This is a genomic window from Luteibacter sp. P4_E6 (assembly GCF_056401535.1).
The window spans coordinates 1-12,041 of record NZ_JBFUJE010000110.1; the positions used below are offsets into that span (position 1 = coordinate 1).

9 protein-coding genes are annotated in these 12,041 nt (G+C 64.9%); 8 read left to right on the forward strand and 1 reads right to left on the reverse strand.

The window, feature by feature from the left end:
* From AC1DT2_RS09165 to AC1DT2_RS09200, 8 genes are all read left to right on the forward strand, one after another.
* Window positions 1-1,035: GTP-binding protein (locus AC1DT2_RS09165; protein WP_477295946.1), on the forward strand; the 1,035-nt coding region annotated here is incomplete at its 5' end.
* Between the two features lie 388 nt (window positions 1,036-1,423).
* The gene (locus AC1DT2_RS09170; RefSeq protein WP_477295947.1) at window positions 1,424-1,711 is read left to right on the forward strand and encodes a hypothetical protein; all 288 of its coding nucleotides are present in this window, start codon (window positions 1,424-1,426) and stop codon (window positions 1,709-1,711) included.
* A gap of 39 nt (window positions 1,712-1,750) precedes the next feature.
* The gene (locus AC1DT2_RS09175; RefSeq protein ID WP_477295948.1) at window positions 1,751-3,679 is read left to right on the forward strand and encodes a CocE/NonD family hydrolase; all 1,929 of its coding nucleotides are present in this window, start codon (window positions 1,751-1,753) and stop codon (window positions 3,677-3,679) included.
* Window positions 3,680-3,684: 5 nt separating this feature from the next.
* Window positions 3,685-4,425, forward strand: coding sequence for a ZIP family metal transporter (locus tag AC1DT2_RS09180; RefSeq protein ID WP_477295949.1), 741 nt, complete (start codon window positions 3,685-3,687; stop codon window positions 4,423-4,425).
* Window positions 4,422-6,299 (forward strand): SPFH domain-containing protein, encoded by a 1,878-nt coding sequence (locus tag AC1DT2_RS09185; protein ID WP_477295950.1) that lies wholly within the window; start codon window positions 4,422-4,424, stop codon window positions 6,297-6,299. Before AC1DT2_RS09180 ends, AC1DT2_RS09185 begins: the two co-directional genes overlap by 4 nt.
* The gene (locus AC1DT2_RS09190; protein WP_213948042.1) at window positions 6,296-7,240 is read left to right on the forward strand and encodes an SPFH domain-containing protein; all 945 of its coding nucleotides are present in this window, start codon (window positions 6,296-6,298) and stop codon (window positions 7,238-7,240) included. Before AC1DT2_RS09185 ends, AC1DT2_RS09190 begins: the two co-directional genes overlap by 4 nt.
* Window positions 7,237-8,277 (forward strand): SPFH domain-containing protein, encoded by a 1,041-nt coding sequence (locus AC1DT2_RS09195; RefSeq protein WP_477295951.1) that lies wholly within the window; start codon window positions 7,237-7,239, stop codon window positions 8,275-8,277. The genes AC1DT2_RS09190 and AC1DT2_RS09195 overlap by 4 nt, the downstream gene beginning before the upstream one ends.
* Window positions 8,274-10,151, forward strand: coding sequence for a heavy metal translocating P-type ATPase (locus AC1DT2_RS09200; protein WP_477295952.1), 1,878 nt, complete (start codon window positions 8,274-8,276; stop codon window positions 10,149-10,151). Before AC1DT2_RS09195 ends, AC1DT2_RS09200 begins: the two co-directional genes overlap by 4 nt.
* Window positions 10,152-10,158: 7 nt before the next feature.
* Here the strand turns inward: AC1DT2_RS09200 and AC1DT2_RS09205 are convergent, their stop codons facing one another.
* On the reverse strand, window positions 10,159-11,742 hold the full coding sequence (locus tag AC1DT2_RS09205; RefSeq protein ID WP_477295953.1) for a serine hydrolase: 1,584 nt from the start codon (window positions 11,740-11,742) through the stop codon (window positions 10,159-10,161).
* Between the last annotated feature and the right edge of the window lie 299 nt (window positions 11,743-12,041).

A 12,041-nucleotide genomic window follows, 5' to 3' on the forward strand; every position in this document is an offset into this window, starting at 1 on the left:
CTTCGCGACGATCTCATGCAGGAGGTGAAGCGGCTTGCGGCCGAGGCCAGGTTCGACTACCTGCTTATCGAATCGACCGGCATATCCGAGCCCTTGCCCGTGGCGGCTACGTTTCATGTCCGCGATGAAGCCGGGTTCTCCCTGTCGGATGTCGCTCGGCTGGACACTATGGTTACCGTGGTCGACGGCAGGAGTTTCCTGCGGGACTTCTGTTCGAGCGACAGCCTGGAGCAACGCGGCGAGGCTGCCGGCGAGGACGACGAGCGTTCGCTGGTGACCTTGCTGACCGAGCAGGTCGAGTTTGCGGATGTCATCGTCGTCAATAAATGCGACCAGCTCGACGGCGTCGCAAGGCGGGAAGTGCGGCGCGTGCTTCGCGCCCTCAACCGCGACGCGCGGCTCGTCGACGTCGCCCACGGCGAAATCGACCTCATGGACATTCTCAACACGGGACGCTTCGATTACGAACGTGCCCAGAGAGCGCCAGGCTGGGTGAAGGAACTGATGGGCGAGCACACGCCCGAGACGGAGGCTTACGGCATCACGAGCTTCGTCTACCGAAACGCGCGGCCGTTTCATCCCGCACGGTTTATGGACATGCTCAATGCGGGGATCCCCGGTGTATTGCGTGCCAAGGGCTATTTCTGGCTGGCCACCCGCATGGACTGGGTGGGAAGCCTTGCCGTCGCCGGTGGCTCGACGGAGTCGTTGGCGGGTGGTCATTGGTGGGCCAGCCGCAAGCGTGTGGATACGGGGCTGCGGGAGCCGTTTGCCCTGAAGGACCTCGGCGTGTCCGCGCCGGACGAGAACGAGCTGCCGCATGAGGCCGAGCGTCGTGCGCTGCTCGATATCTGGCATCCGAGGTTCGGCGACCGGCGTCAGGAGTTGGTTCTCATCGGCGTGGACATGCCGGAGGCCGATATCCGGCATGCGCTCGACGCCTGCCTGTTGCAGGACGATGAGTTCGCGCGCGGGCCGGAAGCCTGGCTTCGGATGTTCGATCCGTTCCCCTCGTGGTCGCTGACGGAGCATTGAGCACCCGTGCGAGTTCTCCTGACCCGTCCGCGCCTCCTGCTTATCGTCGCGGGCCTCTTTACCGCGTTGCTTTCCGTGCTTGTCGCAAAGCGGACCGCGAACAACGGGGACCATGCGAGCAGCGTGCCCGGGACGCCGTCTTCGACGTCGCCGCACGACCATGACCATGCATCGGCGCATGAGGTCGAAGCCAGTCAGGCGTTGTCCCTCATCGGACCATCGCTCGTCTCCACGCCTGAAGCCGCAAACGATGTCGTGTTCCTCGCCGTGGCGGCAGCCTACGGCCGCTGTGCGCCGGCGCACGCCCCTGAAATCGGCGCCCGAGCTGGCCGCCCGCTTGCCCTGCGACGGACCTGTCGATGTCTCGATCGGGTCCTTTCGGCAGCACGTGACCCTTGAGGGCTACGCCGCGGCGTTTCCCGATAGCTACTTCGATCCCTCCCTGTCATCGGCGTCGGCCGAATTCGCGGGCCGCTCGCTGGCCGAGCGCGCTACCGACACGTGTAACGGCGTGGCATATGCCGTGCTGCCGCTCGATGCGCCGCGCGCATGGCAATGCACGGCCCTGCGTGCGGAAGCGCGCAGGCGCGTGGCGGGGCTCTGTAGTGGTACGGCCGAGGCGGCTGCCCAGCAGATTCGCGATGCCGTGATGCGCCTACCTTCGACGTGCCAATGAGTTCGTCAGCACACCCGTTAAATACCAGGACACCTCGCCTTGAACCTGACCTTGAAGTTCTCCCGTTCCTTGCTTGCCGCGGCACTCACCGTGGCCCTGTCGTCCGTGGCAAGCGCGGAACCTCCCGCGAAAGGCGTGTACGCGTCGTTGCCGAGCGAAACGCCCGAGCATTTCAAGCCTGTGCGCGACGCCTTCGATTACGAGGCACGCGACGTCATGATTCCCATGCGCGATGGCGCGAAGCTCCACACCGTCATTCTCGTGCCCAGGCATGCGAAGAATGCCGGCATCCTGCTGACGCGCACGCCTTACAACGCTACGGAAATGACGAGTGCGGTTGAGAGCGGTCACCTCGGTGTGGCGGTAAGCCACGACGATGATGCAAGCGATGTCCTGATCCAGGACGGATATATCCGCGTTGTTCAGGACGTTCGCGGCAAGTACGGTTCAGAAGGCGACTACGTCATGAATCGGCCGCTCCATGGCCCGCTCAATCCGACACCCGTCGACGACTCCACCGACGCCTACGACACCATCGACTGGTTGGTGAAACACGTGCCGGAGAGCAACGGACGCGTGGCCATCCTTGGCATTTCCTACGACGGCTTTGAACCGTTGATGGCGATCATTCATCCGCACCCGGCACTGAAGGCCGCCGTGCCGATGAACCCGATGGTCGACGGATGGATGGGCGACGACTGGTTCCACCATGGCGCCTTCCGCCAGCAGAACCTTGAATACATCTACGAGCAGACGGCATCGAGGAAGAACACGCTCAAGTGGTGGTCCAACTATGCCGACGACTATCAGTTCTTCCTCGAAGGCGTATCCGCCGGGGCGGTGGCCAAGGCCTACGGCATGGAACAACTCGGTTTCTGGAACAAGGTTACGCAGCACCCTGCCTACGATGCGTTCTGGCGCGACCAGGCCGTCGACAAGGTGCTCGGCAACGAGCCCGTCTCGGTACCGACCATGCTGGTTGCCAGCCTCTGGGACCAGGAAGACATCTACGGTGCCATGGCGGTCTACCACGCGATGAAGCCCCACGACACCGACCAGCGGTTGTTTCTCGCTGTGGGCCCGTGGTTTCACGGCCAGGAGGTCGGTGATGGCAGTAGCCTGGGCGCCGTGCGCTTTGGCAGTGACACCAGCCTCTACTTCCGCCAGCACATCCTCAGGCCCTTCCTCGCGCACTATCTCAAGGACGCGCCGGACGTGCCTGCGCCTGTCAACGCTTTTGTCACCGGCCAGAATGTCTGGACGACGTCGAAGGCGTGGCCCGAGACGAACGACGCCGCCTCGACGCTCGCGATTCGCCCGGATGCCGATGGCAAGCTGCAGCTGGGCGCCGTCGCGGAGAGCGGCTCCGATAGCTTCGTCTCCGACCCGAGCCATCCCGTGCCGTACCGTCCGCGTCCTGTCGGACCGATGGCAGGCAAGGGATGGCAGCACTGGCTGACCGACGACCAGCGAGCCGCCGCCACGCGCCCGGACGTGCTGACCTATACCAGCGCCGTGCTCACCGAGCCGCTACGCATCAGCGGTCCGCCGCAGGTTCACCTGGTGGCCAGCACATCGGGGACGGATAGCGACTGGGTCGTCAAGCTGATCGACGTATATCCCGATCAGGTTGCCGAGCAGCCCGAAATGGGTGGCTACGAACTGGGTATCGCCATGGACATCTTCCGGGGCCGTTACCGCACGGGATTCGACAAGCCCGCGGCCCTCACCGCCGGTGCCGCGCTGCCGTACGATTTCAGCCTGCCAAACGCCAACCACGTGTTCCTGCCCGGGCATCGGGTCATGGTGCAGATCCAGTCGAGCTGGTTCCCTCTCTACGATCGTAATCCGCAGAGGTTCGTGCCGAACATCTTCTTTGCGACGCCCGCCGATTTCCAGCCAGCGACGCAACAGGTGTTTCGTGGCGGTGACGCGACCGTCATCACGTTGCCGGTCGTGAAGGGATGATTCCTTTGCATGAAGTACTGCTGGCAGCCTGTGTTCTGGGCGCCACGTCACTGGTTTCGCGCCTCGTCGTCTGGTTGCCGGGCGGCGCCTTGTCGCCGTGGCTGGTGTGGTTGCAGTCGCTGGCTGTCGGTCTTCTCGTCGGCGACGCCTTGCTCCATGTCCTGCCCGAGGCATTGGAGACCGGGCAGCCCTTCGACCACACGATGCTGGCGCTCGCCGCGGGTGCGTTGGCGCTTGTCGTGGTCGAGAGCTGGGTACGACGCGCACCGCTCGTGCCGTCGTTGGAGGGCACGCAACGTACGCCATTTGCACGCATGAATCTTGCCGGGGACTTCGTGCATCACCTGGTGGATGGCGTCATCGTGGCTGCAGCCTTCCTCGCCGGCGAGTCCGCAGGTATCGCCGTGATGCTGGCGATAGCCCTYCACGAGGTGCCGCGCGAACTCAGCAGTGCGAGCGTGCTGGTGGCGGGTGGGTATCCGCCGCGCCATGCGTTCGCGCTGTCGGTGTTGATGGCCCTGGGTGTGCCAGCCGGGGCCCTGATGATGAACCTTGTTCCGTTGTCGCCCAGTGGCCTGGGGCTGGCGCTGGCGGCGGCGTCGGGCACCGTCCTGTATGTCGCGCTCGCGGACATTCTTCCCGGCATATGGGCCAGGCTTGCGCCTAACCAGCGGGCGGCTCCCGTGATTGGGGCGTCCGCGGGACTCTTGGTGATGTGGCTGGCAGCGCGCATGGAGCAGGGATGATCATCAAGCGCTCACTGCCGGCCTATGCGCTCCATGCGTTGGGCGCGGTGCTATTCGTTGGTGCCATCGGCTGTCTTGCATCGGCAAGCGTGCCGGTGCGCGTCCTGGGGCTTACGTTGCTGTTCGCCGCCACCGGCTTGTTCAGCGAAGGCGTGACGGTGCAGGTGCGAGGACGGCCAGAGGCATGGGTCGGACCGTTTCGCGCCATGGTTTACCGGCGACTCCCCGCCAACACCGTGTTTGCACGAGGTGTGCTGTCCGCCCGTGAGGCGCGTCGCCGTTTCGATGGTATCGACTGGATCGGCGACTGGCTTCCAGGTGCCATCGCTTTCGGCGGCGGAGGCGTGTGCCTGATCGTCGCCGCGAGCCTATTCAAGGCCGTTGGCCAGGCCATGGGCGCACCGGCCCCGTATTCGGCGGCGATCCTCCTTGTGGCCGGCATGCCGCTACTCGTGCTGCAGCGCTTTCTCGCCGTACGTTCAACCGCCTCCGGGCCGGCGGTGGAGACGGTGGTGCGCATTCCGCTCGTATCCACCCTCGTCCTCGGCGCGGCGACACTCTTTGCTTCGCTTGGTTACATCTGGGCGGAGTGGTTGGCCTTCGTGCCGCTCGCGCTGGTTTCTCTTGCGGCAGCCGAAGCGATGATCCGCGCGACCGCGCTCCTGTTCGCTCCGGCTCGCCCCTTCGCCGAACGGAACTCGGCGGCCCTGACATGGACGGCCAGCCTGCTACGTTTGCAATGGCCGAGCGTGTCGCGTGGGAGCGACTGGCTCAGGCAATCCTATGGCATCGACCTGTCACAAAGTTGGGTGCTCGCGTATGCGTTGCGCGCGACGCTGCCTGTCGCCGCCGCTCTCGCCGTGTTCGCCTGGCTCGCTACGGGCGTGACGGTGCTGGGCGTCGACGAGCGTGCGGTCGTCGAACGCATGGGACGTCCGGTCGCGCTCATCGGTCCGGGTCTGCACATCCACCCGCCGTGGCCGCTGGCGCGCACGCGGACCATCGAGCTGGGGGTCGTCCATCAGATGCCGATCGTCTTCTCGGCGCGGCCCGGAGGCAGGTTGCTTGCCGAGCTTGCCAGTGCAGGCCGCGCGGATGTCGATGCCGGCATGGATGCCGAAGCCATTCCCGAACCGCCTGCTGACCGGCTATGGGACGCGAGTCATCCCGGCGAGGCGAGTTATCTCATCGCAAGCAGCGCGGGAGGGCGGGAGGGCTTCCAGATCGTCAACGTCGACCTTCGCGTCATCTTTCGCGTGCCCGACACCCACGACGAGGTGCTCGACTCCGTGTATGGAACATCCGACGCGACGGGATTGATACGCGTCTCGGCGGGCCGCCTTCTCGTCTCGCACTTTGCAACGTCCACCCTCGATCAGCTTCTGGGGGAGAACCGTAGCGCGTTCGTCGAACGGTTCAGGCGTGACCTGCAGGCCGAGGTCAGTGCCTTTCACGCGGGCATTGCGATCGTCGGCGTCGTGGTGGAAGCCATTCATCCACCTCCCGCGGCCGCRGTCGCGTACCACAATGTCCAGGCATCGGCGATCCGCGCGGACGCCATGCGTTTCGACAGCCGTGCGCGTGCTTTCGCGCTACGCGGTTCGGCCAGTCAGGACGCCTTGCGTACGGTGGACCTTGCGAAAGCCGGGGCAGCGGAGCAACTGGCGTCGGCGACCGCGACCAGAACAACGTTCGAAGCCGACACGCGAAGCCTCGCTGCCGGACGCGATGTCTTTGTTTTCGAGAGCTGGCTGACCCACCTTCGCAATGACCTGAGCAAGGCGCATCTCACCGTCGTCGACCATCGCATCGACGGCACCCAAACCACGCTGGACTTGCGGCCGTTCGCAGGGTCCACAGGGGGAACCCTTTGAACGCTTCCAACATGCGCCACGGCGCACGGTGGCTCGTCGCCGCAGTCATCGTCGGCCTCGCCGTGGCTGCGGCGTCCTTCGTCGTCGTAAGCCCGGGGCAGGGCGTCGTCATCACGCGCCTTGGCAAGCCGGTACGCGTACTCGTCACCGCTGGCGGTGCGCTGAAGTGGCCAGCGCCGATCGAGGCGACCACGGATATCGACCTGCGTCTTCGAACCACGTCCAGTGGCTTGCAGGACGTGGGCACCCGCGACGGCCTTCGCGTCCTCGTCCAGGCGTACGTGGTCTGGCGTGTTCCCCAGGACGCGGATGCGGTTGAGCGCTACCTGCGCGCCGTGCAGAACCAGCCGGATATTGCCGCGTCGCAGCTCAGGAGCCTCATGGCGTCGTCACTCGAAATCACCGCCAGCAGTTTCGATCTCGCACAACTGGTGAACACCGACCCGGACAAGGTTCGGCTGGCAGCCTTCGAAGAGCGCCTGAGAACCCTGGTGGGCCAGCAGGCGCGGGCGGTTTACGGCGTCGATGTCGAGCAGGCGGGAATCGAGCGCCTGACCCTGTCGACCGAAGCGCTGCAGGCAACCATCGAACGAATGAAGGCGGAGCGCGACACGGCATCCGCGCAGCGGTCGGCGGAAGGCCAGCGCGAGGCGGCCCAGGTCGTCTCCGAAGCGGAGCGTGACGCGCGCATCGCGATCGCCGGCGCCAAGGCCGAGGCGTCGTCCATCGAGGCCGACGCGCAGGTGAAGTCCGCCACGGTTTACCAACAGGCGTATACGTCCGACCCCGCGCTGTACACGTTGTTGCGATCGTTCGACACGCTCGATGCCACGATCACGCCCAGCACGCGCCTGGTCCTGCGCACGGACGCGGCCCCCTTTCGTCTGCTGGTCGACGGACCGGTGCCGCATCTCGCCGCGCCCGTGAAAGCCCGGCCATGAGTGAGATCCCATCAACCTCGCTGCTTGGCGATGCGCTCAAGTGGTCGTTTCGCCTGCTCTTCGGTCTGGTCGGGCTACTCGCCGTGGCATGGGCTGTGACGGGAATTTCCCGCATCACACCGGATAGCCAGGCTGTCGTCACTCGCTTCGGTCAGGTCATTCGTGAAAGCGGGCCGGGACTTCTGGTGACATGGCCGGCGCCGATCGATCGCATCACCGTGTTGCCGTCGCCGGGGCGACAGGTACAGTTTTCTCCCGAGACACTGGAAATCGGCGGTTCATTGCCGCCGCCGGGGGACGAGTTGTCGACGGGTTACATCGTCAACGACGAGGCGCGCGAGAACACCTGGTTCTTCCTGACCGGCGATGGCGGCATCGTGCACCTCAGAGTGACGGTGTTCTATCAGATCACGGACCCGACGGCGTACGTCATTTCTGCCGAGCACGTCGAGCCGGCGCTTCGCCGGGCCGTCGTGGCGGCCGCTGTTCGAATCTGTGCCAGTCGGGATCTGGATTCGATCCTCGTCGCCCGTCCGGAACGGGCTGACGACCCTTCCTATGCCGCGCGCAGGGAACGCTTTCGCACCGACCTTGTTGCGCTTATCAACCAGCGTCTGGACGCCATGGGGCGCTCCCGGAACGGCCTCGGTATCCACGTTGCGCGCACCGATGTCGTCGCCAGCATTCCGGCCGGCGCCAAAGCCTCGTTCGACAACGTGCTCCAGGTGTCGCAACAGGTCGAGCGTGCCCTTGCGCAGGCGCGTACCACGGCGGAAATCCGACGGCAGACAGCGGAGCAAACCCGTGCGCAAACCCTCGACGAAGCGCGCGCCAGGGCGCAGGAGACCGTGAGTGCGGCCGAGGCGAATTCGGCCCTCGTGCTCGCACTGGGCAAGACCACCACCATGAGTCATTCAACCGTGCTCGATCAGGTATACCGCGAACGGATCAAATCACTTTTCGACGTGGCTGAGCGCGTCGACACCGTGCCGGCGGGCGACGGTGGTCACGTTATTGTGCCGGGGGTGGGCCAGTGAACGGAGCCGCACTCCTCACGAGCCGCGAGCGCCGCGGCTGGCGCCTGCGCATCGTTCTTGTCCTGTGGTCGCTGGGCTTGCTTGGGCTAGCGTGGCTGATCGGCGTGGCATCCGACACCCTGACCGTCGAGCGGCAACTCCTCACCGCGCTTGCGGCGCTCCTGATGGGTGGCCCGGTCATGACGGCCGCCTTTCGCAGCCTTCGGCATCCTGACCTGCACGGTGTCGTCGACCAGCTCGTGGCCCTTGCGGTGATTGCTTGCTGGGTCTCGGCCGATTTCGTGACGGCCACCCTGTTGCCGGTAGTGATGATGGTCGGACGCGTGCTGGAGGATCGTTCCTTGCTCGGCTCACGCGAAGCAGTCGAAGCCTTGTCGAACCTCACCACGGCCGTGGCTCGCCGCGTCGCCGCCGATAGTCGGGTCGAATTGATCGATGTGGCGCGGCTTCGGCCCGACGACATCGTGGAAGTGCGAGCCGGTGACAAAGTGCCGGCCGACGGGGTCGTGGTCGACGGCATGGCGAGTCTCGACACCGCCTCGTTGACGGGCGAGTCCTTGCCGGTGGAAGCGATGGTCGGGCAAACGGTGCTGGGTGGTTCAGTGAGCCTGAACGGCGTGCTTCTCGTGCGTGTGACGCGTATCGGCGAGGATAGTGCGCTGGGCAGGGTGGTGGCGCTGATGCAGGAAGCCGAACGTAGCAAGCCGGCCGTCACTCGCCTTCTTGAACGTTACGCGGGCAAATACCTGCTCTTGGTCATCCTGCTCGCCGCGATGGTCTGGTTTACGACACTCAACTCCGCCGCCGTCCTCGCACTCCTCGTCGCCGCATGCCCCTCCGCCATGGTGCTTGCCGCGCCGTCCACGGCACTTGCCGCGGTCAGTGTCGCCGCGCGCCACGGCATCCTCCTCAAGAGCAGTATCTTTCTCGAGCGTCTCGCCGACGCGGATGCACTCGTGGTCGACAAGACCGGCACCGTGACAACGGGTCAACTTCGCGTCGTGGGGGTTCGGTGTGAGGCAGGCGTTGAATCCAGGCATCTCGGCGCGGTCGCTCGCGCACTCGGACGCGTCAGCAGTCATCCGGTCGGTCGTGCACTGGCGCATCTTGCCGGTGACGACGAGGTCGTCCTTGCGGATGTGCATGAACAGGCCGGCTTCGGCATGGCTGCCGTGACCACGCAGGGTCCGGTGCTGCTTGGCCGTGAAGAGTTGTTTACCGCCCACGGCGTGACATTCCATCCGGCCCCTGCGCATGCCGGTCCGGTGGCGGGTGTTTCCGAAGGCGCTCGGTTTCTTGGCTGGGTCCTGCTGGCGGATGAAGTCCGACCCGGCGTGGCGGAGACGCTCGAGGCCATGCGGGGTCTCGGCATCGACCGGCAAGCACTGCTCACCGGCGACCGCGCCGGCGAAGCCCGCCGTGTCGCGGCGCTCGTCGGCCTCGACGAGGTGGTGTCGGGCGCACTGCCGCACGACAAGATGGCTTTCGTCAGGAAAATGGTCGATGCGGGACAACGACCGATCGTGGTCGGCGACGGCATCAACGACGCACTGGCGCTGAGGGCCGGCGCCGTGGGCATCGCCATGGGCGGGCAGGGCAGCGACATCGCCATCGCATCGGCGGATGTCGTGCTCACCGGACACGACTTTTCCCGCGTCGCCACCTGTGTTCGTCTCGGTCGCCGGGCGCGCCGCACGCTTCAGCTCAATCTTGCATTAAGTGCCGTCTGGACCGTCGGGCTCATCGCACTCGCGTTGGCCAGTGGCGGTCGGAGTGGTGGAGCGCTGACGGCAGCGGTTCTACAGAACTGCGCTGCCTTCATCGTGCTGGCGAGTGCGGGGCGTCTGTTGAAGTTTGATGAGAGGGGAAGATAGGGGCATCTCACGGGGCGACTTTGGTTGCGCGGTGATCCACGCCATTCTGGTGTAGCACCACCGCCGCGATGTTTCCGTTTGCGTCGCGCTCGAAATCAAGTTTTGCATCGACCACCCGGTAGAAGAACTTGTCGCGTGCACTGGCGAAGACGGGGAAAGCCGATTGGTTAGCCAGTCTCGCCATGAGCTGGTCATTCTGCAAAGTGACCTCAAGTATGGCGCCCCGAGCCATCTGGTAACGCCCGGCATAGCCCTGGAGCAGAGGGCGCGCGAGGGTTACCTGGGTGTCGCCCACCGTTGCGTCGGAGGCATTTTCGCTTATCCGTGCGGCGATGTGGTCGCCACGCTGGTGCAGGATCATGCCAGTCACGTGGCTGTTGGCATCGCGCGTAAAGCTGATCGCAATGTCGTCGATGTTGGCGAAGAACTCGTCCTTCGCACTGGCGAAGATCGGTATCGGTTGCTGCCCGGTCCCTTGTGCCGCGAGTTGGTTTCCATCACGAAATACGCGGACGACGAGTTTGGGCGACAACTGGTAACTTCCGACATATTCCTCGATCTGCTCGGGCGTCGTCTCCAGGCGCTTGTGCACCGGGCGAAGCTTCCAACCTGCATCGAGGGTAGCGAATCCGAGGTCTTCCACGGGCACAGCGGCATTGGTGAGAATGACTACCCCGTGACGACGATCAGCCGTGAAGCCGATGAAGCTTGCGTAACCTCCGGTCATCCCGCTGTGCCAGATGATGTTGCCGTCGGGGAGTTCGTGGGTCATCCACACCAGTCCAATCCGGTCCTCTGGCCGCGGGCCGGTACTTCTGGGTGTCTGTGCGAGTTGCATTGCAGGGTATAGGGACGTAGGCAACTGGCCCATGTTTGCCTGCAGGTAGTGACACATGTCCTCGGCCGTGCTGACGATGCCGCCGGCACCGGCGAAAAGTTCCAGGTGCCAACGCGGAACGGCACGACCGTTGGCGTCGTGGCCGGGAGCGAGCACCGCCTGCGCAGTACCGGCCAGCGCGACGCCACTACGGCGCATGCCGAGTGGACCCAGGATGTCCTTCTGCAACAGTTTGTCGTAGCTGGTACCTGCATGCGCCGCGAGGGCATAGCCCAGGAGCGCGACACCAAGATTCGAGTATTCGTAGCTCGCGCCGGGATCGCGGGGCAGTACGTAGGAGGCCAGGAAGGCTTTGAGCTTCGCCACGTCGTAGTCGACATAGGGATCGGCCTGACGCAGCGGCATGAAGTTCGTCGGCATGCGTGGCAGCCCGGAGTCCTGCATGGCCAGCGTTTCCAGCGTTATGACCTTGCCATCGCGAGCGGGCACGGTGAAACCGGGCAAGAGATTGGCTACGGGTTCGTCCAACGTCAGATCCTTCGACGTCACGGAGGCTGCCAGCAGTGTCGCGGTGAACGTCTTGGTGATCGATCCGATTTCGTAGGCGGTATCGGGTCCGGCGTCGGAGCTACCATCCGCTTTCCCGAAAGCGTGGATCTCGCTGTGCTCGCCGTCGACGATGGCGACGACGACTGAGGGGTAGATGCTGGCAGCGACACGTTCGCGAATGGCCTGGTCAACACGTTCGGGCATCGGCACGGGCGTAGCGGCCCTGCAGACGGTGATGGCAAAGCATCCCAATAACGTCATCGCACAGCGCAGCATAAATCCTCCATGGATAGCGGGGTGGCCCCGCGACCTCACGGAGTTTCGACGAGCGCTTGCCTGGCGGCAAGCGCAAGTTCATGCGCGCGGTGTGGACTGCCAGGACCCGTTTTCTTCCTGGCCCGCTATGTCAGGCTTCGGGCGGTACCACGGTCTCAATGAGGCCGGTGGTTACGTCGTATACGAGACCCGAGATGGTGAAGTTCTTGCCCAGGACAGGGTGGGCC